Source organism: Aeromonas sp. QDB63 (genome assembly GCF_027707425.1).
Lineage (GTDB): Bacteria > Pseudomonadota > Gammaproteobacteria > Enterobacterales > Aeromonadaceae > Aeromonas > Aeromonas caviae.
Genome location: NZ_JAPCIS010000008.1, coordinates 82444 through 105619, shown reverse-complemented (window position 1 = coordinate 105619; position 23176 = coordinate 82444). Strand labels below are relative to the sequence as shown.

Below are 23176 nucleotides of genomic sequence, written 5' to 3'. Positions count from 1 at the left end.
CCGTTATGATCCGCCGCACTTTTTGTACGTGATCCGGATCTCATGACCTCCTCCCGCAGGCACTCCCCCTTTGCCGGCGCCGTCTGGATGATGGTGGCAGGCCTCTGCTTCGCCGCCGTCAACAGCCTGAGCCAGTATGTCAGCTTCAAGCTCGGCCTCCCCTCGACCCAGGTCGCCTTTCACCAATATCTGATCGCCCTGGTCTGCCTGCTGCCCTGGCTGGTGCGCCACGGTCTGCGCCAGTCCCTGATGACGAACCAGCTGCGCCTGCACCTGCTGCGGGTCGCCCTTGCGGTGACCGGCATCCAGTTTTGGCTCTGGGCCCTGGCGGTCCCCGTCCCCATCTGGCAGGGGATCGCGCTCTTGATGACCTCCCCCCTGTTTGCCACCCTGGGATCAGCCCTCTTTCTCAAAGAGCAGGTGAGCCGGGCCCGCATCCTGGCCACCCTGGCCGGCTTTGTCGGCGCCATGCTGATCCTGGCCCCCTGGACCGACGACTTCACCCTGGCCTCCCTGCTGCCGGTGGCGGCCGCCCTCTTCTGGGCAGGCTACTCCTTGCTGGTGCGCTATCAGGCGGCCAGCGAGTCGTCCCACACCATCGTCGTCTACCTGCTCGTCTTCAGCACCCCGTTCAACGCCATGCTGGCGATCCCTGAATGGCAGTGGCCGAGCGAAACCCAGTGGCTGCTGGTGGCCGCCTCGGGCGTACTGTCGGCACTGGCCCAGATGTCCATCGCCCGCGCCTACAGCGTGGCGGAGGCCTCCTTCGTGCAACCTTTTGATTTTGCCAAGCTGCCCATGAACGTGCTGGCCGGCTGGCTGGTATTTGGCTGGGCGCCCCCCGGTCGCTTGTGGCTGGGGGCGGCCATCATCATCGGCGCCATCACCCTGCTCACCCATCTGGAGCAGCGCGCCCACCCACCCACTTCCTGAGGTACGCCATGCGTGCCTCTTTTTTTGCTCACCCGGATCAGCCCTGCTGACCACCGACCTCAGGAGAGATCAGATGTTTGGAACCGCCACCCGCCCCACTGCGACCCGCGCCCTGCTGCTGGGATCAGGCGAACTCGGCAAGGAGGTCGCCATCGAGCTGCAGCGGCTCGGTATCGAGGTGATCGCCGCCGACCGCTATGCCAACGCCCCCGCCATGCAGGTGGCCCACCAGGCCCGTGTGCTGGACATGCTGGATGGTGCCGCCCTGCGCGCCCTGGTGGCCGAGGTCAAGCCCGACCTCATCATCCCCGAGATTGAAGCCATCGCCACCGACACCCTGGCCGCCCTCGAGCAGGAAGGGGTCAAGGTGGTGCCCAATGCCCGCGCCACCCAGCTCACCATGAACCGGGAGGGGATCCGTCGCCTCGCCGCCGAAACCCTGGGGCTGCCCACCTCTGCCTACCGCTTTGCCCAGAGCAAGGAGGAGTTTGTGGCCGCCGTCGAGGCCATCGGCCTCCCCTGCGTGGTCAAACCGGTGATGAGCTCCTCCGGCAAGGGGCAGAGCCTGCTGCGCGATCTCGCCAGGCTGGATGAAAGCTGGACCTATGCCCAGGAGGGGGGCCGTGCCGGTCGTGGCAAGGTGATTGTCGAAGGCTTCGTTCCTTTCGAGTACGAGATCACCCTGCTCACGGTGCGCGCGGTCGATGGCATCCACTTCTGCGAGCCTATCGGCCATCGTCAGGAGGATGGTGACTACCGCGAATCCTGGCAGCCCCAGGCCATGAGCGAGCTGGCCCTGGCCCGCTCCAAGGAGGTGGCGGCCAAGGTGGTTGAAGCCCTTGGCGGCTACGGTCTGTTCGGGGTCGAGCTCTTCATCAGGGGTGACGAGGTGTGGTTCAGCGAAGTCTCCCCCCGCCCCCACGACACCGGCATGGTGACCCTGATCTCCCAGGATCTCTCCGAGTTCGCCCTGCACGTGCGCGCCATCCTGGGGCTGCCCGTCGGCACCATCACCCAGTACGGCCCGAGCGCCTCTGCCGTGGTGCTGCGGGAAGGCCACAGCCAGGATATCCGCTATCAGGGGATTGGCGAGGCACTGGCCCTGGTGCCGGGTGCCCAGCTGCGTCTCTTTGGCAAGCCGGAGATCGCAGGTCGTCGTCGCCTCGGGGTGGCGCTCGCCCGTGGGCAGGATTGCCAGGAAGCCGTGGAGCAGGCCAAGACGGTGGCAGCCCGGGTCGAGGTACTGTTCTAGGCACTCCGCTTTACCACGCAAAAACAAACGTTTATCTGCGTGATCCGACGCAAGGGGCAGGTGACTGCCCCTTTCCCATTGAAGCACCGGGCTTATAATCCCCCCTTCACCTATGTCAGGAGTACAAGATGTTAACTGCCGTGATCTTCGATATGGATGGTGTTCTGATCGACTCGGAACCCTTCTGGCAACGGGCCCAGATGGCCGTCTTCGCCGAACTGGGCCACTTCCACACCGAGGAGGACTGCAACTCCACCATAGGGGTGCGCATCGATCAGCTGGTGGCCCACTGGTACCGGATCCGCCCCTGGAGCAGCCCCAGCCAGGAAGAGGTGGTACAGCGCATTCTGGATCAGGTGATCGCGCTCATCCTGCAAGAGGGACAACCCAAGGCCGGGGTGCTGGAAGCCCTCGACCTCATCGAGGCCCAAGGGCTCAAGATCGGGCTCGCCACCTCCTCCCCGTTTGCCATGGTCGAGGCGGTGCTCGGCAAACTCGGCATCCAGGACCGTTTCATGGCGGTCCACTCCGCCGAGGTGGAGCGCTTTGGCAAACCCCACCCGGATGTCTATATCCACGCCGCCGAGAAGCTCGGCGTCGAGCCTGTGCACTGTCTCGCCATCGAGGACAGCTTCACCGGCCTGCTGGCGGCCAAGGCAGCCTCCATGACGGCGCTGATCGTGCCGGACCCGGCGCTGGTCGGCGATCCCCGTCTGGCCATCGCCAACCACGAGCTGCGCTCTCTTGCCGAGCTGAACGCAGAGATGCTGGCCGACTGGGTCAAGTAGGCAACACGGACTGACCTCCTGCCTCCCTTGAGCCCGCTCATAAACGTGCGCTTGCTCGCGGTTGCGCCGCCTTGTGGCGACTAGAATCAGCAGGAGCACAGAGACGGCCCACGGGCCCGAGGAGGTCACCATGATCGAATACACCAGCAAGCGTATCGTCTGCCCCCACTGCGGCCACCACACCCGGGTCGAGCTGGATGCCAGCCAGGGGGATCAGGAGTTCTACGAAGATTGCATGGCCTGCTGCAACCCCATCCATCTGCGGCTGCACCGGGATGAAGCCCGCGACTGCCTGCAACTCTTCGTGGATGCCGACGACGAGCAGCTGTTCTGAATCACCCTGTCCAGACACAGACAAAAACAAACGGGACCCTGTGGGTCCCGTTTGTTCTGGTGCCATCGTCAGGCTGGGTCACGCCTCCCTCAAGCACGCCGCCTTCGCCGACGTCATGGTCGGAACAAACTCCACCACCTGATAATCGGCCGCCTCTGTCTGCTTAAAGGGATCCTCTGCCAGCATCGCCTCCAGGGCGTCTCGGCTCACTCCCTGCGCCAGTATGACGCCCCCGACTCGGGGTACCTGACGCCCGGATGCCAGAAAATGGCCTGCGGCATACTGCCGCTCCAGCCACGCAATGTGGGCCGGGATCAGGGCATCGATCTCCGCCAGCGGTTTCACATAAGTCAATGTCACGACAAACATAGAGAAGTCTCCAAGGCTCTGGGGCGGCGCCTCTTCCACAAGAGGGCACCTTTCCCGTGATGCCGCCCTCCTCTTCGAACCCTGGGGGCAGCGCTCAGGTGGTTACTGGCGCGCCGCCAGCACCCGCTCCACCGTGTCGACGATGGCCTGGGTCTGGGGGTCAATCTCGATGTTGGTCTGCCAGCCGGCCTTGACCCAGCCCAGGTTGGTGCGGGCCAGGGTCTCGGGGATCAGGTTGACGCAGAACTCCCTGGCGCGTACCTCGCCCACGGTGAGGCTGATGCCGTCGATGCCGATGTAGCCCTTGGTCAGCACGTACTTCATAAGCGCAGGATCGAGGCGATACCACACCTGGCGGTTGTTGGGGGTGTCGATGACCGAGGTCACCTCGGCCGTCCCCATGATATGGCCGGACATGGCATGGCCGCCAATCTCGTCCCCAAAGCGGGCGGCCCGCTCCACGTTGACCTTGTCACCCACCACCAGTTGCCCAAGGTTGGTGAGGCGCAGAGTCTCCTGCATCAGATCGAAGCTGACCAGATCCCCCTCCACCCGGGTGACGGTCAGGCAGCAGCCGTTGTGGGCCACCGAGGCCCCCAGGGCCAGCCCCTCGCCCCAGGCCGGGCTCGGCATGCGGATCACGTGGGTGCGAAAATTGGGCAGTGAATCGATGGCCACCAGTTCGGCGGTCCCTTGTACGATGCCGGTGAACATGAGTCTCTCCAAGCTGTGAAAATTGTCGGCAGGTTACCCCCGGCCACCTTGCAAGACAAGGGTGCCGGCTGACAAGGAGAAGCGCGATCGCTATAGTGACCCCAATCAATCCAGACTGAACGAGGAAACAAAAATGCAGGTATATCAATGCTGTGAAGCCATTCGCATCGCCTACAACCAGATTGGCTCCGGTGAGCAGGGTTATGTGCCCCAGGCCATTGCCGCCAGCATACGGGCGCTCAACGCCGTGGCCTCCGACGAACGGGTACCGGCGGATCTGCGCGAGCAGGCGGCCTATGCCGCGGCCAACCTGCTGATCAGCGATCACGAAGACGCCTGATCCCGGCTACAAATCTGCCGCCGACCTTCCCCGTTGGCGGTTTTTCAGGCTAGAATGACACCCCCGCATTTTGTCTCCTCAGGACGAGGAGGCAAAAGCCCATCTCTCTTGCCCGCTCTTTCTCTTTTATCTGATCCACTCGGAGGTGTCAGTGCAACGTTATTGGTCCGAGGCGAAGCAGCTCGTTCGTCTAGCCAGCCCCATTCTGGTCGCCCAGGTGGCCCAGATCGCCATGAACTTCGTCGATACCGTGATGGCGGGACAGGTGAGCGCCGTGGATCTGGCCGCCGTGTCGGTGGCGTCCAGCTTCTGGTTGCCGATCATCTTGCTGGTGCAGGGCATCATCATGGCCCTCACCCCCATCGTTTCCCAGCTCAACGGCGCCCGCAAGCAGGATGAGGTGCGCCCCGCCGTGCACCAGGGCTTCTGGCTCGCCCTCATCGTCACGCCCATCGCCATGGTGGCACTCTACTTCAGCCCCCTGGCACTGCAGTTCATGGATGTGGATCCCGTCATGGCGGCCAAGACTGCCGGCTACCTGCACGCCATCCTGTGGGGCCTGCCCGCCTTCGTGATGTTCCAGGTGCTGCGCAACTTCAGTGAGGGGCTCTCCCACACCATGCCGACCATGGTTATCGGTTTCGTGGGGCTCGCGGTCAACATCCCCGCCAACTACATCTTCATTCACGGCCACTTTGGCATGCCGAAACTCGGCGGCGTCGGCTGCGGCGTGGCCACTGCCATCGTGCTCTGGGCCATGCTGCTGGCGATGATCGTCTATGTGAAGTGTTCTGCCCACTTCAAGCGCATCAACCTGTTCGCCCAGCTGGCACGCCCCAACGGCAGCCGGATCTGGCGCCTGTTCCGCCTGGGGTTCCCCATCGCCATGGCCATCTTCTGCGAGGTGACCCTGTTTACCGTGGTGGCCCTGATGCTGGCCCCCTTCGGTGCGGAGACGGTGGCGAGTCACCAGATTGCGCTCAACTTCTCCAGCCTGGTCTTCATGCTGCCCCTCTCCATCGGTGTCGGTGTGACCATCCGGGTCGGTCACAACATAGGGGAAGGTCAACCGGATCAGGCCAGGGTCGCCGCCCGCACCGGCCTGATGCTGGGCATGGGCGTCGCCGCCGCGACCGCCGCCCTCACCGTGCTGCTGCGCGACCCCATCGCGGGGATCTACACCGACGACCTGCAGGTGATCGGCCTCGCCGCCACCCTGCTCTTCTTCGCCGCCATCTACCAGATCTCCGACTCGGTACAGGTGGTGGCCGCGGCGGCTCTGCGCGGTTACAAGGACACCCAGGCCATCTTCTACGTCACCATCGTCGCCTATTGGGGGCTGGGTCTGCCCACCGGCATGATCCTGGGGCTGACCGACTGGGTGGTACCGCGCATGGGCCCGCAGGGCTTCTGGATAGGCTTCATCGTCGGTCTCACCTCCGCCGCCCTGATGCTGGGCGCACGGCTGCGCGTCATCTATGGCCGCTTCGCCAGCCCCGCGGCCTGCACCGCCCTCTCCCGGGCGCAATAGGGCGCGGCCAGGGGCACGGGGAGCCGCACTTTTGGGGCGGCTCGCCTGTAAAATCAACAGGCTGCACAAGAACTGGGCAAACAGTCTCCTTTGTGCATGTCCCTTGTTGACAGCCTTGGGGGCCATGGGTAGTATGCCGACCACGCCAGCAGTGCTGGCGGGATAAAACGGGTTTTCAACCCGGTTTATGAAGTGGGTTTATAGCTCAGTTGGTTAGAGCACTACCTTGACATGGTAGGGGTCGTTGGTTCGAATCCAATTAAACCCACCACTTTTCGTGATGCGTCCTTAGCTCAGCTGGTTAGAGCACCACCTTGACATGGTGGGGGTCGGTGGTTCGAATCCACTAGGACGCACCATAACAGTTTGAATAAATTGCAGATATGAATTTGATGTGGGTTTATAGCTCAGTCGGTTAGAACAGTACTTTGACATGGCGTAGGCAATGTCGTTGGTTCGAATCCGGTTGAACGCAGATGTGGGTTTATAGCTCAGTTGGTTAGAGCACTACCTTGACATGGTAGGGGTCGTTGGTTCGAATCCAATTAAACCCACCACTCCCCTGCAATGACACACAAAGTCGCCTTGCGCACCCTGCGTCCTTAGCTCAGCTGGTTAGAGCATCACCTTGACATGGTGGGGGTCGGTGGTTCGAATCCACTAGGACGCACCAGATTTGAAAAGCCCGCTTGATAGCGGGCTTTTTGCATTGGTCGGCTCTGACATCCGCTCTCCCCCGTCATCTGCCTCCTGTCCCCTCTGGCCCGCGGGCCGCCATTGTCGTGCCATGGCGGCCGCGTTTACCTCGCTTCGTCAGAAGAGATCGAGCTGCTGGCCGCAGATCCGCTCGAACGACTCCCCCACAAAGGGAAGGATGGCGTCGGCGATGGGCCTGAGCTGCTTGTCGATGTAGTGCTCGTAGTCGACGGCGCTGCGCCGGTACTCCAAAGGCTCGGGGCCGTTCAGGGTCATCAGGTAGGCGATGGTGCCCCTGTGCTGATAACGCTGGGGCAGGCCGCGGCGCAGATTCTCCTCGTCCGCCAGGCGCGCCGCCCGCACATGGGGTGGCACGTTCTTCTGATACTCCTCGAGTTTCTGGCGCAGCCGCTTGCGGTAGATGAGCAGATCGTCGTGACGGCCGGCCCGGGTCTCGTCCACCATGGTGCGCACATAGCTGCTGGGATCCTGGTCGTGGAACACCATTTCGTAGAGCCGGGTCTGGAATGCCTTGGCAAGGGGGGTCCAGTCGGTGCGCACCGTCTCTAGCCCCTTGAACACCAGGTGCTCCCCTTCCCCTTCGCCCACCAGTCCCGCATAGCGTTTCTTGCTTCCCTTCTCCAGCCCGCGAATGGTGGGCATCAGGAAACGGCGGTAGTGGGTCTCGTACTGGATCTCCAGATGGCTCGGCAGGTCGAACTCCCGCCTGATCAGCGCGGCCCAGTTGTCATTGATCATCTTCGCCAGTCGCTGGCCAATCTCGTCCGCCTGTTCGAGACGGATATCGCTCCCCAGGTGCACGAAGGTGGAGTCGGTGTCCCCATAGATCACCTCGAACCCTTCTGCCTCTATCCACTCCCGGGTCTGCTGCATGATGCCGTGGCCCCGCAAGGTGATGGAGGAGGCGAGCCTCGGGTCGTAGAAGCGGCAACCCCCCGACCCCAACACCCCGTAGAAGGAGTTCATGATGATCTTGATGGCCTGGGAGAGGGCCTTGTTACTGGCGGCCTTGGCCCGATCCCGCGCCGCCCAGAGGGTGGCGATGAGATCCGGCAGGAAGTGACGGGTTCGGGAGAACAGGGCGCCGCGAAAGCCTGGAATGGCGTTATCCGGGTGTTTGAGCCCCTCCACCAGCCCCATGGGGTCGATGCAGAAGGTGCGGATGATGCTGGGATAGAGGCTCTTGAAGTCGAGCACCAGCACGTGGCGATAGAGCCCCGGCTTGGAGTCCATCACATAGCCGCCGGGGCTGGCGAGCCCGCCGTCTGCCGGCAGGTTGGGCGCCACGTAGCCACCGCGGTGCAGCCGTGGCAGATAGAGGTTGGTGAACGCCGCCACCGACCCGCCCACCCGGTCGAGCTCGAGACCGGTGAGGGAGGCGCGCTCGATGGCGAAGGGGATGAGGTGGCAGAAATCGAAGATCTCCCACACCAGCCTGCAATCTTCCAGGTTGTAGCGGGCCAGCGCCTCCTTGTCGGAGTGGAACAGCTCGGTGATCTTCTCCCCCCGGTTGGCCACGTCCTCAATGTCCTTGCCCCGCCCGAGCAGCTCGCTCGCCACCGCATCCAGGCTGTAGCTCGGGAACTGCCAGGTGGCGCTCTTGAGGGTATCGATGCCGTCCAGCACCATGCGCCCCGGGATGATGACGTTGCCGCTCTGGGGGTCGTTTCGGGACGAGCGCCAGAAGCAGAGCTCCCGCCCGCGCCCGAGCCGCAACCGCCGCTTGTGGAGTTCGGCGCGGCGCAGCAGCAGGCGAAAGTCGAAATTCACCACGTTCCAGCCGATGACGAGATCGGGATCGTGCAGGCTGAACCAGCCCTCCAGGGCAGCGAGCAGGGCGGGCTCGTCCGCCACCCACTCGACGTGGGTCTCCCAGTCCTGCGAGCCCGGCTCCGGGGAGCCAATCATGATGACCCGCGCGTCCTCTTCGCTATGGAGCCCCACCGAGAAGAGGGTGCCATCCATGGCGCACTCCACGTCCAGGGAGACCCAGGAGAGGGTCGGCGTCACCGCCTGCGGCGCACAGCGCGCCTCGTTTACCTCCCAGTAACCCTGCCTGCCCCCCTTTCGCCTCGCCTTGCCGTCAAAGCGCATCCCGGCGGTGATGAAGCGCTCCATGAGAAAGCGCTCGGGCAGGCGGATATCCGCCTCGAAGTGCTCCAATCCGCGGATGAGCAGCAGCTCGATGGCGCGGTGAAAGGCGCTCAGGGTGGCAAAGTAGCAGCCCACCACCCGGCTCCCCTCGAAGGTGTGCATGGGGAGGCGGCGAAAACGCCCCCTCACCCCAGCCCCCTTGAAGAGCTCGGCCGCCTCCTCCAGGTGGCGTTCCGGCAGGAAGAAGACCGGCTCCTGCCCCGGCACCACCACCCGTACCGGTCCCTGTGCGCTCCAGAGCCACATCACGATCTCGGTACGCCCCTGCACATCCCGACCATGGCGGGTCAGGATGAAGCCGTCGAGCGGCGGGGTCACGGGAGGAAGGGGCTGGATGTCGGTCATGCAGGTGGTCGGGCTCAAAAGTGGAATGGGACTATTGTACGTTCATACAGTACCCGGCTGCAATTGCCGGGCTGGGCCCTCAGGGCAGGCGCTGTGCCCCCTCTTTGCCATCCGGCGCCGGATTGGGGCATAGTAACCTCGGCATCACTCACCGGCACCGGGCGAGACGGCATGTCCAACTCCCGGCAGACGCTGCGGCCTGCGCGCGCGCCAACCTTTTCCTCGACAAGGAGCACCCCATGACACAACAGTGGCAACGCATTGCCTCCCGCCTCACCGATGTGGGCGGCATCCCGGTGGCTCGCGCCATCCCGGTCAAGGAGCGGCGCACCATCGGGCCCTGGTGTTTTCTCGATCATATCGGCCCGACCCGCTTTGCCCCCGGCGCCCCCGGCATGGATGTGGGGCCCCACCCCCACATCGCCCTGCAGACCTTCACATGGATGCTGGAGGGGGAGATCCTCCACCGGGACAGCCTGGGCAGCAAGCAGGTAATCCGTCCGGGCCAGGTGAACCTGATGACCGCAGGACGGGGCATCGCCCACACCGAGGAGTCGGTCCCAAACCAGCCCGATCTGCACGCCGCCCAGCTCTGGATAGCCCTGCCAGAGGCGGATCAGCATACCCCGCCCCGCTTCGATCACTACCCGACGCTCCCCCGCTGGCAGCAAGGGGAGATCACCCTCACTCTGCTCATCGGCGAGCACGGCAGCCAGCGCGCCCCCACCCTGCACTTCTCCCCCATTCTGGGGCTGGATCTGCACGCCCCCGAGGGAGGCGAGATCACCCTCCCCCTGGACCTCGCCTTCGAGCACGGCCTCTTTCCCCTCGCGGGGGAGACCATCATCGCAGGGGAGGCCCTGGCCCCGGAGCAGTTGCTCTACCTGCCCCCCGGCAACCGGGAGGTGGCGCTGACCCTGCGCCCGGGTGCCCGGCTGCTGCTCATTGGCGGCGAACCCCTGCCCAGACCGCTGCAGATCTGGTGGAACTTCGTGAGCGTCGACAAGGAGGCCATTCGCACCGCCGCCGCCGACTGGGAGAGCGGTCATCCGCGCTTTGGCGAGGTGACGGGTTACCAGGGGCCCCGTCTCAAGGCGCCCCCCCTGACCGGGCTCTGAGCCAGGGTCCAAAACAAAAGAGCGCCCATGGCGCTCTTGTTGATTGGAATGAAGGCCCGTCAGGACTCCTCTTCCTGCTCCGCCTGCAACCTGGCCCGGCGGGCCATGGCCTCCTCCTGGGCACTTTCTATCTCGTGCAGCACGCCATCCAGATCGATGGCCTCCCGGCTCTCTTCGAACAGGCCGATGAGCTCGGTCTCGGGGCCCAGCTTGCCATCCTCGAACAAGGACCACATCTCCCGGGCATACCGGGTCTTGAGCAGTTCGGGGGCATACATGCCGTAGTAGTTGCGCATGTTGTCGACATCCCGCTCCAGCATGGCCCTGGCCTGGTTGTTGGCGGCGGCATCCACCACCTGGGGCAGGTCGATGATGACGGGCCCCTCTTCGTCCACCAGCACGTTGAACTCCGAGAGATCCCCGTGAATGAGACCGGCGCAGAGCATGCGCACCACGTAGCGGATCACCTTGCCATGATCCACCAGAGCCTGCTCACGGGTCAGGGCCACATCGTTGAGACGGGGAGCGACGTTGCCGTCGGCGTCGGTGATGAGCTCCATCAGCAGCACGCCATCGAGGCAGACATAGGGCCTGGGAACCCGCACCCCGGCCGCCGCCAGCTTGAACAGGGCATCCACCTCGGTGTTCTGCCACACCTCTTCGTGCTGCTTGCGACCGTACTTGGAGCCCTTCTCCATGGCGCGGGCATCGCGGCTGCTGCGTACCCGCCGCCCTTCCTGATAGACCACGGCCTGCTTGAAGCTGCGCTTTGACGCCTCTTTGTAGACCTTGGCGCAGCGGATCTCGTCGCCGCAGCGCACCACATAGACGTCGGCCTCTTTGCCGCTCATCAGCCGGCTGATGACATCGTCCACCAGGCCGTCATCAACCAGAGGTTGGATTCGATTTGGAATTTTCATGACCGCCCTTTTACCCTATTTGCACCTTGTTTGCACCTGTTTGCTGGTGGCCTGCCACCCCTGTCAGAAACGGCCCGCAAGGGGGCCGTGTCGATCAAGGTTCCGGTGGCAGCCCCTGGCGGATGCGGCGGATCCCCGCCTCGTAGAGACCGTCTTCGCCCTGATCGTGCTCCTGGGTTTCGAAGATCTTGAGAAACCACATGTACTGCTCGGGGAAGCGGCCAAGCTGCTGCTCCACCATGCGGTTCATCTGGTTGACGTCCGCTACCAGATCCGCGGTGGGATAAGGGTCGAACGGCGCCTCGATCTCCAGCCGGTAGCACCCCTGATCCTCGTCGTAGCAGGCCAGAATGGGCACGGCGCGGGCACCGGTCAGCTTCACCAGTTTGGGCAGGGCCGGCAGGGTCGCCTTGGGGTGGTTGAAGAAGGGCACGAAGAGGCTCGCCTCCCGGCCGTGATCCTGATCCGGCAGATAGAAAAAGCTGTCGCCGCTGCGCAGGGCCTTGATGGCGGGCTTGATGCCGACGCTGCGCTCGTAGATACGCCCACCCTTGCTGCGCTCGCGGTTGATGTACCAGTCGAACACCGCATCCTTGGGGCTTTTCATCATGGTGCACATCTTGATCCCCTGGAGGGGGAAGTAGCGGCCAATCATGTCCACCGCCCAGGTGTGGGGCACCACGAAGATCATGGGGCGACCGGCTGCCCGCTCAGCCTCCACGTGCTCCCAGCCGCTCACCTTGACGCGCCCCTTGAGGAAGTCGGGGCTGCGCCAGGTCAGCTCGCCAAAGCCCAGGAAGGTCTTGAGCCCCACCCGGATGGATTTCAGCAGCAGGGCCTGACGGCCCGCCTCGTCGAGATGGGGGAAGCAGATCTTGAGGTTGGTGTCGGCGATGTAGGCCTGCTTCCTGGAGACGCGCAGCAGCAGGGGGGCCAGGTAGTCGGCCAGCTTGTCCCGTGCCCTTGCCGGCACCCAGGCCAGCAGGGAGAGCAGAGCGACGGCCAGCCAGCTGCCCCACAGACGGGGGTGCAGCAGGCGCGGATGAAAAGAGGTGTCAAACACCGGATCTTGTGCGGACATGGTCGCCATCGAATCATCAAAACAGAGCGTCATTTTAGTGATCCTGACAACTTTTTCTACCCTGCCCTGCACAGCGCCCCCGCGCCAAGTCACTGATCAGACAAGTTAGAAATAAAAAGTGGCCCGCTTGGGGCCACATTTTTGCACCGGGTGAGCGCAAGGCTCAGGGGTGAGGAGCAAGGCCCCGGCGGATGCGCCGGATCCCCTCTTCGTAGAGGCCATCCGGCCCCACCTGATCCTCACGGGTGTCGAAGATCTTGAGGAACCACATGTACTGGCCCGGGTGGCGGCAGAGCTGGCGCTCCACGCTGTCGTTCATGCGGCAGGTATCCGCCATCAGATCCCCGCTCGGGTAGTCGGCGTAGGGAGCCTCGACCTCCAACCGGTAGCCGTGCGCCTGCTCGTCATAGCAGGCCAGCACCGGCAGGGCCCGGGCGCCGGTCAGCTTCACCAGCCGTGGCAGGGCCGGCAACGTCGCCTTGGGGTGGTTGAAGAAGGGGGCGAACAGGCTTGCCTCCCGGCCGTGATCCTGATCCGGCAGATAGAAGAAGCTCAGACCGGATTTCACCGCCTTGATCACCGGCTTGATGCCGGCACTGCGCTCATAGACGCGGCAGCCGTGCCGGGCCCGCGCGCCGTTGATGTGCCAGTCGAACACCGGGTTGCGGGCGCTCTTCATCATGGTGCACATGGGCAGGCCCCGCTGGGCAAAGTAGTAGCCCGCCGCGTCGATGGGCCAGCTGTGGGGCACCACCAGGATCACCGGTCGGCCAGCGGCCTGCTCCGCCTCGATATGTTCCCAGCCGCTGACCTGGATCCGCCCCATCACGTGGGCGGGGCTGCGCCAGGTGAACTCGCCAAAGCCCAGCAGGCTCTTGAGGCCGACCCGGATGGAGGTCATCAGGATGGCCTCCCGCTCGGCCTCGCTCTTCTCCTTGAAGCAGATGGCGAGGTTGGTCCTGGCGATGTAGATCTGCTTCTTCGAGATGGCGCATACCAGGGGCGTCAGAGCATCGGCCAGGCGATCCCGCCAGCGCGGGGGCACGAAGGCGAGCACACCGATGGCGCCGAGGGCGAGCCAGCTCAACCAGTAACGGGGGTGCAGCAGACGAGGCTGGAATCGGGCGTCAAACACGGGATCAGATGAGGACATGGGGCACGACAAAACAATGGGAAGATAAAGTGGCGCGCATCGTGACAGGTATTACCAGTTAACGCCAACTGAATGTCGCCTGTATGGGCAACTATTTAAGCCACTTCACGGATTGACAAAATTAATCTGCTTCATTTGATTCCCCTCTGTGTCACTGCATCACGAACGGCAGACCCCGCACGGGCGGGGTCGATGACGAGGGGGGATGAAAACCTTGTGCCTAGCGGCGTGCGGGCTGCCCCGGCAGGTCATCCTGCACCGCCGGCAGGAAGAACATCAGGTAACGCAGGGCCACGTAACCCACCACCAGGGTGGCCACCCCCAGCTCCAGATAGGCCAGCTGATGGAGCTGCTCGGCATAGCGGGCCGCCTCCGGCCACTGCGACAGCAGGTGACTCACCTTGAACAGGGCGGTGGCCCCGATCACCAGGGGGAAGGTGAAAGCGGCGTAACCCGGCGAGAACGGCAGGCGCAGCAGCTTGATGAAGGCCAGGTAGATGATGCCGGTCATCAGCACGGCGATCCCGAGCAGCACCGCCACCAGCAGCAGGGAGGGATCCTGGCTCACGGTGAGGTAGCCGGCCAGCGACAGGCTCGCCGGGGCGGCCAGGATGGCGATAGTGGGCTTGGCGGCATCCGGCACCTCGTGGCTGAAGATGAGGCGATAGAGCATCAGCGGCAGCATCAGGCCGTAGCAGGCCATGCCGAACCAGAGCAGGCCGGTGGCCAGGGATGCGAAGGGACCGCCCGGGTAGGCCACGTCAGCCACGATGATCCCCACCGGCGGCACAAACCAGCTCGGCACCATGTGATGGATTTCGAACGCTCTGGCCCTGTGCCAGACGAAAGTGGCGAGGAAGACGAGGTGGATGATGACCGCAAACAGCCAGAGCCCCTGCCCCAGGGTCGGGGCGAGCAGGCCGACCGCCTTGGAGACCACCATGGTCCCCATGGCGTAGGTGGGCACCACGCTGCCCACCACGGGATGGGCGAGATCCTGCCACAGCAGGCGCGGGTGGATCAGAAACTTGAAGGTCAGGACGAGGAGCAGCACGGCGGCGATGGCGGCCCCCAGCAGTTGCAGACGGCCATCGAACTGACCGGCATTTTCCCAGCACCAGCCGAGGCTGGCGATCCCCAGAGCCAGACCGGCCATGGGGGTCGGGGCGGCGGCCAGGGAGCGGCGGGTTCTTGCGATCATGGCGAATACCCTCTTGATGATGACGATGGGCATAGGATAAAGGGGGTCTATCGTTTACGATATCTAAATGAATTGAACTTAGCATTTAGGAAAATCAAACGATATGAAGCTCACCCTGCAACAACTCAAGGTGTTTGCCACCATCGCCCGCCACGGCAACCTGGGGGGCGCCGCCAATGAACTTTGCCTGAGCAAGGGGGCCGTCTCCCAGTCGCTGCAGGAGCTGGAGCGCCAGCTCGCCACGCCCCTGTTCGACCGGGTGCACCCGAGGCTTCAGCTCAACAGCGAGGGGCGCCTGCTGCAACCGGCCGCCGAGGAGCTGCTGACCCGGATGCAGGAGATAGAGCAGCTCTTCAGCCCCGATGCCGAGCCGAGCGGCCAGCTGCACCTCGGGGCCAGCCAGACCATCGGCAACTACCTGCTGCCCGCCCTGCTGGCGGAGGGGGCCCAGGAGCTGGGAGCCGCCCCCAGGGTCACCATCGCCAACACCCACCTCCTGTGCCATGCCCTCGCCCACTTCGAGCTGGATCTCGCCCTCATCGAGGGGGAGAACCACCACCCGGACCTGGTGAGCGAACCCTGGCTGGAGGACGAGATGCTCATCATCGCCGCCCCCGGTCACCCCCTGGCGGATCAGCTCGAGCTGCCCCTGCGCCGGCTTGCCGGGGAAACCTGGGTGCTGCGCGAGGCGCAATCCGGCAGCCGCGAGCAGTTCGAGCAGCAGCTCCAGCCCCACCTGCCCCGCTGGCAGGCGGGGATAGAGCTCAATACCCTGGAGGCGGTGATGCTGGCGGTGGAGAAGGGGCTCGGCATCTCCTTCATCTCCCGCCTCGCGGTGGCGGACCGGCTGGCACAGGGGCGCCTGGTGGCCCTCACCCCGAGTCGCCGCTTCCCCCGCCAGCTCTCCCTCGTCTGGCACAAGCAGAAGTTCCACTCCGTCGCCCTGCGCCGCTTCCTGGCCTTCTGCCGCGCCCAGACCCTGGCGTGAGAACCCCTTCGGATACGACAAGGGCGCCATTGGCGCCCTTGTCGTTCAGCCGATGCTCCCCTCGACCCTCAGCCCTTCCCCGGCCTCAGCCGGCGAGTCCCCCTTCAATCCAGCCGAGCACCTGCCGGGTCACGGCCTGGGGCACCCAGGGGGAGTCCAGCAGCCGGTGGCGCAGGCAATCGGCGAAGTGATCCGCCTCGTGCTGCATGCCGCCCCCCTCCACCGGCAGATAGATGTCCGCCGGCCAGATGACGGGGGCAGGCCCCCCTTGCCAGCGAATGTGCTGGGGATTCCACCACTTGCCCTCGATGACCAGGCGCCACCCCTCCCCGGACAAGGACGCTTCCCGCTCGAGATCCTCGATGATGGAGGCCCCGAGCTCGGCCCGAAACGGCTCATCGAACGTGAAGCTGGCGGTGAGATCCACCTCCCCCGGAGCCCGCGTCAGCGTCACCTCGGGGGCGGGGCAGCCCAGCCCCAGCCGATGGCAGAGGGCGGCATGGAGCCAGAGGGGATAGACCCCCACGTCCCAGGCGGCGCCGCCGTCGAGGGCAGGATCGAACAGCTTGCCCACCCTGGGCTGGGTCGAACCGAACGCCGCCCGCAGCTCGCGCGGCGGCGGCAGCAGGGGCAGGCGCTGCAACAGGGCGCGCATGGCGGGGAAGCACATCACCTTCATGGCCTCGAGCAGCAGCAGGCCCCGTGCGTGGGCGAGCGCCACCAGGGCGTCCCAATCCGCCACCCGGGTCACCGCCGGTTTTTCCACCAGTACGTGCTTGCCCGCCAGCAGCATCTGCCTCACCAGGCCCGCGTGCTCCGGGTGGATGACCGCCACATAGACGGCCTCCACCTCGGGGCTGGCGGCCAGGGCCTCATAGCTGCCATAGGCGTGGGGCAGCCCCAGATCCCGGGCGAACTCGTCCGCCCGTCCCTGGTCCCGGGCGGCGATGGCCACCACCTCGGCTCCCCTGGCGTGCCCGTTCACATCGCGGCAAAAACGCCGGGCGATGGCCCCCGCCCCGGCAATGCCAAAGCGCAGGGGCGCCCTTGTCTCGTCGTGCATCGTCTCTCCTTGCTACCCAATGGTGGACCCCGGCATCACGCCGGGCGCGGGCTCCCGGCCAGGCTGCGCAGCCAGCTTAACTCCTCGCCCCAGATGGACTCGTCGATGGTCTCGAGGATAAGCGGGATGCCGTCGAAACGGTCGTCGTTCATGATGTGGTGGAACACCGCCTCGCCGAGGTTGCCCTCCCGCAGGCTGTGGTGACGGTCGACCCGACTACCGAAGGTACACTTGGCGCCGTTGATATGCATCCCCTTGAGGTACTCGAACCCCACGATGCGGTCGAAGTCGGCAAACACCGCCTCGCACCCCTCGGGGGTACGCAGATCGTAACCGGCGGCGAAGGCGTGGCAGGTGTCAAAGCAGACGCCGACCCGACTCTTGTCCTCTACCCCGTCGATGAGGGTGGCCAGGTGCTCGAACGACCAGCCGAGGTTGGTGCCCTGGCCGGCGGTATTCTCGATCACCGCCGTCACCCCTTCGCTGCGCTCCAGCGCCCAGTTGATGGACTCGCTCACGAGCTTGAGGCTCACCGCCTCGGGGATCTGCTTGAGATGGCTGCCCGGGTGGAAGTTCAGGTAGCACAGCCCCAGTTGCTCGCAGCGCTTCATCTCGTCCAGAAACGCATCCCGGGACTTGGCGAGGGCGTCGGGGTCGGGATGACCCAGGTTGATGAGGTAGCTGTCGTGGGGCAGGATCTGCTCGGGACGAAAGCCCTCCTTCTCGCAGGCGGCCTTGAAGGCGCGAATACTGGCCTCGGAGAGGGGCGCCGCCTGCCACTGGCGCTGATTCTTGGTAAACAGGGCGAAGGCGTTGGCCCCGATGGCTTTGGCCCGGGCGATGGTGTTTTCCACCCCGCCCGCCGCACTGACGTGGGCTCCGATAAATTTCATCTCATCTCCTGTGCACTGTGACCGGGTGCCTGCCACACTGGCCACCGCACCCGTTGCCGGGGCGCCATTATGCCCAAGCCAACCCCTTGCGCCAAACCGGGATTGTCGATGGGGGCAATGGAAAAGGCGCCCGAAGGCGCCTTGATGAGAGACAGAACATCCCTGTCCGTCAATAGGCCAGACCGGCCCCGTAGGGATAGAGCGGGCTTTGTGAGTCCTTGGCCACGTCCGGGGACTGGGCCAGCACCGCCTGCCAGCTCGAGGGCAGATCGAAGGGGAGCTTGCCGCGTGCCTTCTGGGTGCCGCTCATGACATCGAACAGGGCCTGATCCAGGGCGCCGAAGTTGGCGAGCAGCACCCGGGCCGCCGGGGCCACCTCGGTCAGGATGGCGGGCCTGTCCAGATAGACGGAGAGCACCAGGGGCACCCCGGCCTGCTCGATGGCCTGGATGGCGGCATAGTCATCCGCGCCGCGGTAGACCCCTTCGTGGGCCGTCTCCTGCACCACCTGAGCATTGCTGGCAAAGCCGAGCTGGCCGAAGTGGATGCTGCCAAACGGGAAGCGGGGGTCCTGCTCGCCCGGGGCGTTGACCCGCACGATGGCAAGCTCCGCGTCGGCCAGGTTCGTCACCACCGTATAGCCGTTGGCCCTGGCCACCTCGGCGTTGACATTGTGCAGATAGACCCGCTTGCCGTCCGCCTTCAGCGGCAGCAGGGCCCCCTCGTTCTTCAGCAGCACGTGAGACGCCGCCTGGGCGGCCTGGGCCTCCTGCTGGAACTCGGCCTTGCCCACCAGGGCCACCGCGGCCTCGGCATCCACATAGGGATTCTCGAAGAGCCCGAGGGCAAACTTCTGGGCCAGGATCCGCTCGGCCGAAGTGGTGATGGCCGCCTCGGTCACCAGACCGCTCTGCACCGCCGCCAGCAGGGGAGCCGGATCTTCCACGCCACCGAACTGATCCACCCCGGCGTCGATGGCCTTGGCATAACGCTCGGCCTTGGTGAGCTTCTCCACGCCCCAGGACATGCCAAAGGGCACGGTCCAGGGGCTCACCCCGGCATTGACTTCATCCTGGGTCAGCCCCTGCTCGCAGCGGCTGTCACAGTCATTGACGATGCCCCAGTCGCTCAGCACCACGCCGTCAAACTTGAAGTGGCCCCGCAACAGATCCGTGATGATCTGGCGGTTGAAACCAAACCCCACCTCCTCGACGGGCTGCCCATCCTGGGTCAGGCCCAGGGGCATGGCGTAATAGGGCATCACGGCGGCCACCCTGGCCTCGAAGGCACCCTCGAAGGGCACCAGGTGGTAAGCAAACTGGCCGCCGGGGTAGACCTGCTCCTTGCCCCAGGGGTTGTGGGCATCCAGCCCGTCCTTCTGGGGACCGGCCCCGGCGAAGTGCTTGACCACGGTGACCACGCTCTCCTTGCCTATCCCCTCGCTCCCCTGCTGGAAGCCCTCGATGTAGGCCTTGACCAGGGACTTGGCGAGCAGGTTGTCTTCCCCGAAGGTGCCGTTGATGCGGCCCCAGCGCGGCTCGGTCGCGAGATCCGCCTGGGGCGAGAGGGCCTCGTGGATGCCGACGGCACGGTACTCCTGACGGGCGATGTCGCCAAAGCGCTGCACCAGGGCAGCATCGCCGATGGCGGCCAGCCCCAGGGTCTCGGGCCACTGGGAGAAGGCCCCGGCACCGATGCTGGTGGCGTTCGGATCATGGGTGAAGTGGTTGCGGGGATCCGTGCTCACCGTCATGGGGATGCCGAATCCCACCCCTTCCAGCAGGGCCTGCAGGGTGTTGTTGTCTGCGGCGATGGCCGCCGGATCACCGGCCATGCGGGTGATGAAGGTGTTGACCCCGTCCTCGCGCAGCATCTTGTCCATGGCCGCGAGGTTCACCCGCCCCGCCCCGTCCAGCACCAGGGTGCCGTGCATCATCAGCCCTGCCTTCTGGGCCAGGGTGAGCCTGCCCACCAGATCCCGGGCCCGCTCGGCGGCGCCGAGGCGCCAGTCCTCGTAGGGGGTCAGGGTGCCGCTGCCATCGAGATCCTTGAATTGCAGGCCGTCCTGCTCGATGAGGGTGACGGTGCGGTGGCCCAGAACGGGCTGCTCGGGCTTGGGGGTGGAATCGTTGTCGTTGCACCCTGCCAGCAGCAGGGCCCCGATGGCGAGGGCGACACGGGTTCGGGAGAGCGAGTGGTGTTTCATTGTTGTTATCTTCCTTGTGTGTGTAGGAGTCGCCACTCTATGCAAAAGCGGCCCCTCTCACTTGCCCGTCGGGTGCAGGAAGTTGCCGGTTGGGAGCAGGATTGAAAAGTGTGAAAAGGGTTGCAGGGTTACCCTTGGTTACAAATCTGAAACATGAAAGCGGCGCTGGCTCACGGCAATCCGCCGCCGTTGGCCGATGATGGTGGGCCACCGCTGACAAGGATTTTTGCCGTGAAGACCGTCTCCAACCGGATTGCCCTGCACTGCCTCAACCACTGGCAGGCCCGCGGGCGGGATCCTGCTGCCCTCCTGCACCCCTGCGGCATCGCTCACGAAGAGCTGCTGATCCCCCAGGGGCGGCTCGACACCGGGCGCCACTTCCGGCTGCTGGCCGGGGCAGCCCCCCACGTGGATCTGGCCCTCGACTGGACGCCCCCCGCCCTCCCCGGCCTCTTTGCCGACTTCATGTCGCTGGCGAGCCTGTGCTGCAACGCCGCCACCCTTCGCCAGGCCCTGCACTTCTTCCTCGCCTACCGCCCCCTCATCGGCGAGAGCGACGAGATCCGCCTGCAAGAAGAAGAGGGGCAGGCCAGGATCAGCTACCACTCGGAGTCCGATCACCCGGACGTCATCGCCCTGAGCAGCCTGGCCAACCTCTGCCACCTCTATGCCCTGCTCCAGTTCTACCACCCGGGCCAGGGGCTGCTGGTGCTGCCCACCCCGGTACGCCCCAGGCTGTGGCGTGAGCTGGCAGGCTGGCTGGAAGGGCGGTTGCAACAGGGGGCGGACTTCGAGCTGCGCTTTCCCGCCGCCTTGCTCGATCTCGCCCACGGGCAGTGCAACCTGCCCCTGCAACCCCTGCTGCTCGGGGAGCTCGACCGGCAGATGGCCCAGCTTCGCCCAAGCAGCCGCTACCGGGACAGGGTGATGACACTCATCCGCCAGCAGCTGTGGCAAGAGAGTGCCGAGGCCTCCTCTCTGCTCGATGGGGTGTGCGAGCACCTCAAACTGACCCGCTGGACCCTCAACCGCCATCTGCGGGAGGAAGGGTGCCACTTCTCGGGCCTGCTGGAGCGGGTGCGCCGGGAGGAGGCCTGCCGCCTGTTGCAGGATCCCGCCCTCCCCCTGCAGACAGTGGGGGAGCGCCTGGGTTTTGCCCGCCAGAGCAGCTTTACCCGCTTCTTTCGCGAGGAGTTTGCCCTCTCGCCGAGGGAGTTTCGCTCAAGGCGCAGCCGCCTCTGAGGCGCCCCCGAGATGGGCGGCGAGCAACCCCGCCAGCCAGTGGATGAAGAGCTGGACCCTGGGGGCCAGTTGGCGGCGATGGGCATAGAGGGCGTGGATGGGGAGCGGCGGCGGCTGCCACTGGGGCAGGATGCTCACCAGCTCGCCCCCCGCGAGCAGGGATTCGACCCCCACCCGCGGCATCTGGATGATGCCAAGCCCCGCCAGCGCCGCCGCCAGGTAGGTCTCGCTGTCATCATGAGGGCCCCCGCCATGGGCAGCAGGGCGCGGTGGCCATCTTCCGCCAGGTATTCAAAGCCGGGCTCGCTGCGCCCCTGCCCGGCACCAAACCCGGAACCATAGTGCACCAGCCGGTGGCCCGCCAGATCCCCAAGGGTGCGGGGCACCCCGTGGCGAGCCAGGTAGCCTGCGCTGGCACAGTTGATCTGGCGATAGTGACCAAGGGGCCTGGCCACCAGGCTGGAGGGCTCAAGCGCCCCGACCCGCACCACGCAGTCAAACCCCTCGCGCACCAGATCCACCCGCCTGTCCGTGCTGCTCAGCATCAGTTGCAGGGCGGGATGCTGCGCCAGAAAGTCCGGCAGGGCCGGGATCACCAGGTGACGGGCCATCCGGCTTGGCATGTCGACCCGCAGTTGTCCCGAGATCTGCCCCCCCTGGCGAAACAGGCCGTCAAACTCCTCCATGTCCGCCAAAAGCTCCCGGCATCTGGCATAGCAGAGCTGGCCGTCCGTGGTGAGCTGCACCCGCCGCGTGGTACGCAGCAGGAGCCGGGTCCCCATGCGCTCCTCCAGCCGACGGATGGCGGCAGAGAGGGTCGCCTTGGGGATGCCCGTCTGCTCGGCGCAGCGGGTAAAACTCTCCAGCTCGGCAACCCGCACGAAGGCTCTCATCGCATCCAGTTGATCCATGGCCTGATTGTCTCGATAAACGGAACAGTGATTCTATTATCACGCTATTTATCCAGTTTAAAAGGAACAATACAGTGATCCGGTCGGCTCGTATCGAGCCTGTGTCCGCCACCCTGACAGGAGTCATACCATGACCAGACCCATCGCCCTCATCACCGGGGCCAGCCGCGGCCTTGGCAAGCACGGGGCCCTGGCCCTCGCCGCCAAAGGCGTCGACCTCATCATCACCTATCGCAGCCAGGCCGCAGAGGCGGAGGCGGTGGTGACCCAGGCCCGCGCCCTCGGCGTTCGGGCCCATGCCCTGGCTCTGGACGTGGGCGAGAGCGCCACCTTCGCGGCCTTTGCAGAGGAGGTGACGCAACTGCTCGCCCGGGAGTGGCAGCGCACCCATTTCAACTTCCTGGTCAACAACGCCGGGATCGGCATTCATGCCAGCTTCGAGCAGACCACGGAGCAGCAGTTCGACACCCTGCTCAACATCCACCTCAAGGGGACCTTCTTCCTGACCCAGGCGCTCCTGCCCCTCCTGGCAGACGGCGGTCGCATCCTCAACCTCTCCACCGGCCTCACCCGCTTCGCCATGCCGGGTTATGCCGCCTACGCCGCCATGAAGGGGGGCGTCGAGGTGCTCACCCAGTATCTGGCCAAGGAGCTGGGCCCCAGGGGCATCGCGGTCAACGTGCTGGCCCCCGGCGCCATCGAGACCGATTTTGGCGGCGGCGTGGTGCGCGACAACAAGGGGGTCAACGACTTTCTCGCGAGCCAGACCGCCCTTGGCCGGGTGGGTCAGCCCGACGACATCGGTGGCGCCATCGCCGCCCTGCTCTCCGATGACTGCCGCTGGATCACAGCCCAGCGCATCGAAGCCTCGGGCGGCATGTTTATCTAGGCGGTCATGATTGCCTGCTGCACAAACAAGGAAG

Annotated in this window: 20 protein-coding genes, 4 tRNA genes and 1 pseudogene; 14 read left to right on the top strand and 11 right to left on the bottom strand. The window is 65.1% G+C overall.

Annotated elements, in window-relative coordinates:
* The first annotated feature begins 42 nt into the window (after window positions 1-42).
* From PG879_RS08025 to PG879_RS08010, 4 genes are all read left to right on the top strand, one after another.
* Window positions 43-933, top strand: coding sequence for a DMT family transporter (locus PG879_RS08025; RefSeq protein WP_104455889.1), 891 nt, complete (start codon window positions 43-45; stop codon window positions 931-933).
* A gap of 73 nt (window positions 934-1006) precedes the next feature.
* Window positions 1007-2185, top strand: a complete 1179-nt coding sequence (purT, locus tag PG879_RS08020; protein ID WP_041211381.1) for a formate-dependent phosphoribosylglycinamide formyltransferase — start codon at window positions 1007-1009, stop codon at window positions 2183-2185.
* A 128-nt stretch (window positions 2186-2313) separates the two neighbouring features.
* Window positions 2314-2973, top strand: a complete 660-nt coding sequence (gene hxpB, locus PG879_RS08015) for a hexitol phosphatase HxpB (protein WP_069785071.1) — start codon at window positions 2314-2316, stop codon at window positions 2971-2973.
* Window positions 2974-3103: 130 nt separating this feature from the next.
* The gene (locus tag PG879_RS08010) at window positions 3104-3307 is read left to right on the top strand and encodes a CPXCG motif-containing cysteine-rich protein (RefSeq protein ID WP_005336871.1); all 204 of its coding nucleotides are present in this window, start codon (window positions 3104-3106) and stop codon (window positions 3305-3307) included.
* 78 nt (window positions 3308-3385) lie between these two features.
* On the opposite strand, the gene PG879_RS08005 is transcribed toward PG879_RS08010, so the two are convergent.
* Together PG879_RS08005 and PG879_RS08000 are read right to left on the bottom strand one after the other, a co-directional pair.
* Window positions 3386-3676: a YciI family protein gene (locus PG879_RS08005; RefSeq protein WP_113978641.1), complete on the bottom strand. Its 291-nt coding sequence runs from the start codon at window positions 3674-3676 to the stop codon at window positions 3386-3388.
* 102 nt (window positions 3677-3778) lie between these two features.
* Complete coding sequence (locus PG879_RS08000; protein WP_010674630.1) at window positions 3779-4390, bottom strand: riboflavin synthase; 612 nt, start codon at window positions 4388-4390, stop codon at window positions 3779-3781.
* A gap of 133 nt (window positions 4391-4523) precedes the next feature.
* On the opposite strand from PG879_RS08000, the gene PG879_RS07995 reads away from it, so the two are divergent.
* The 6 genes from PG879_RS07995 (at window position 4524) to PG879_RS07970 (ending at window position 6934) form a co-directional block, all read left to right on the top strand.
* Window positions 4524-4730 (top strand): YaeP family protein, encoded by a 207-nt coding sequence (locus tag PG879_RS07995; protein WP_010674629.1) that lies wholly within the window; start codon window positions 4524-4526, stop codon window positions 4728-4730.
* A gap of 151 nt (window positions 4731-4881) precedes the next feature.
* A complete protein-coding gene (locus PG879_RS07990; protein ID WP_029314480.1) occupies window positions 4882-6261 on the top strand; it encodes an MATE family efflux transporter in 1380 nt (459 codons plus the stop codon).
* Window positions 6262-6455: 194 nt separating this feature from the next.
* Window positions 6456-6532: transfer RNA gene (locus PG879_RS07985), tRNA-Val, on the top strand.
* Between the two features lie 11 nt (window positions 6533-6543).
* A tRNA-Val gene (locus PG879_RS07980) sits at window positions 6544-6620 on the top strand.
* A 121-nt stretch (window positions 6621-6741) separates the two neighbouring features.
* Window positions 6742-6818: transfer RNA gene (locus PG879_RS07975), tRNA-Val, on the top strand.
* 39 nt (window positions 6819-6857) lie between these two features.
* Window positions 6858-6934: transfer RNA gene (locus tag PG879_RS07970), tRNA-Val, on the top strand.
* Between the two features lie 140 nt (window positions 6935-7074).
* Here the strand turns inward: PG879_RS07970 and PG879_RS07965 are convergent.
* The gene (locus PG879_RS07965; protein ID WP_113977341.1) at window positions 7075-9477 is read right to left on the bottom strand and encodes a DNA polymerase II; all 2403 of its coding nucleotides are present in this window, start codon (window positions 9475-9477) and stop codon (window positions 7075-7077) included.
* Window positions 9478-9716: 239 nt separating this feature from the next.
* Here PG879_RS07965 and PG879_RS07960 point away from each other — a divergent pair, with 239 nt between their 5' ends.
* Entirely contained in the window at window positions 9717-10595 is an 879-nt protein-coding gene (locus PG879_RS07960) for a pirin family protein (protein ID WP_143237492.1), read from the top strand.
* Between the two features lie 59 nt (window positions 10596-10654).
* Here PG879_RS07960 and PG879_RS07955 read toward each other — a convergent pair whose 3' ends face one another.
* The 4 genes from PG879_RS07955 to PG879_RS07940 all read right to left on the bottom strand — a co-directional run bounded on the left by PG879_RS07955 (window position 10655) and on the right by PG879_RS07940 (window position 14950).
* Window positions 10655-11515, bottom strand: a complete 861-nt coding sequence (locus tag PG879_RS07955; protein WP_182953695.1) for a PA4780 family RIO1-like protein kinase — start codon at window positions 11513-11515, stop codon at window positions 10655-10657.
* Window positions 11516-11609: 94 nt separating this feature from the next.
* Window positions 11610-12605: an LpxL/LpxP family acyltransferase gene (locus tag PG879_RS07950; protein WP_041215911.1), complete on the bottom strand. Its 996-nt coding sequence runs from the start codon at window positions 12603-12605 to the stop codon at window positions 11610-11612.
* Window positions 12606-12759: 154 nt separating this feature from the next.
* Window positions 12760-13749 carry a lipid A biosynthesis (KDO)2-(lauroyl)-lipid IVA acyltransferase gene (locus PG879_RS07945; protein ID WP_010674623.1) on the bottom strand — a complete coding sequence of 330 codons (990 nt, stop codon included), beginning with the start codon at window positions 13747-13749 and terminating at the stop codon, window positions 12760-12762.
* 220 nt (window positions 13750-13969) lie between these two features.
* Window positions 13970-14950: a TDT family transporter gene (locus PG879_RS07940; protein ID WP_029314475.1), complete on the bottom strand. Its 981-nt coding sequence runs from the start codon at window positions 14948-14950 to the stop codon at window positions 13970-13972.
* A 103-nt stretch (window positions 14951-15053) separates the two neighbouring features.
* Between PG879_RS07940 and PG879_RS07935 the strand changes: the two genes are divergently transcribed.
* Window positions 15054-15938: a LysR substrate-binding domain-containing protein gene (locus tag PG879_RS07935; RefSeq protein WP_010674621.1), complete on the top strand. Its 885-nt coding sequence runs from the start codon at window positions 15054-15056 to the stop codon at window positions 15936-15938.
* 85 nt (window positions 15939-16023) lie between these two features.
* Here the strand turns inward: PG879_RS07935 and PG879_RS07930 are convergent, their stop codons facing one another.
* From PG879_RS07930 to PG879_RS07920, 3 genes are all read right to left on the bottom strand, one after another.
* Entirely contained in the window at window positions 16024-17001 is a 978-nt protein-coding gene (locus PG879_RS07930) for a Gfo/Idh/MocA family protein (RefSeq protein ID WP_010674620.1), read from the bottom strand.
* Window positions 17002-17036: 35 nt separating this feature from the next.
* Window positions 17037-17894 (bottom strand): deoxyribonuclease IV, encoded by an 858-nt coding sequence (gene nfo / locus PG879_RS07925; protein ID WP_010674619.1) that lies wholly within the window; start codon window positions 17892-17894, stop codon window positions 17037-17039.
* Between the two features lie 169 nt (window positions 17895-18063).
* The gene (locus tag PG879_RS07920) at window positions 18064-20100 is read right to left on the bottom strand and encodes a glycoside hydrolase family 3 protein (RefSeq protein ID WP_270829995.1); all 2037 of its coding nucleotides are present in this window, start codon (window positions 20098-20100) and stop codon (window positions 18064-18066) included.
* A 231-nt stretch (window positions 20101-20331) separates the two neighbouring features.
* On the opposite strand from PG879_RS07920, the gene PG879_RS07915 reads away from it, so the two are divergent.
* A complete protein-coding gene (locus PG879_RS07915; protein WP_010674617.1) occupies window positions 20332-21342 on the top strand; it encodes a helix-turn-helix transcriptional regulator in 1011 nt (336 codons plus the stop codon).
* On the opposite strand, the pseudogene PG879_RS07905 reads toward PG879_RS07915, so the two are convergent.
* Window positions 21322-22253: pseudogene (locus PG879_RS07905) on the bottom strand (LysR family transcriptional regulator). The gene PG879_RS07915 and the pseudogene PG879_RS07905 overlap by 21 nt on opposite strands.
* Before the next feature lie 130 nt (window positions 22254-22383).
* Between PG879_RS07905 and PG879_RS07900 the strand changes: the two are divergent.
* Window positions 22384-23142, top strand: a complete 759-nt coding sequence (locus tag PG879_RS07900; RefSeq protein WP_010674615.1) for an SDR family NAD(P)-dependent oxidoreductase — start codon at window positions 22384-22386, stop codon at window positions 23140-23142.
* Window positions 23143-23176 lie beyond the last annotated feature (34 nt).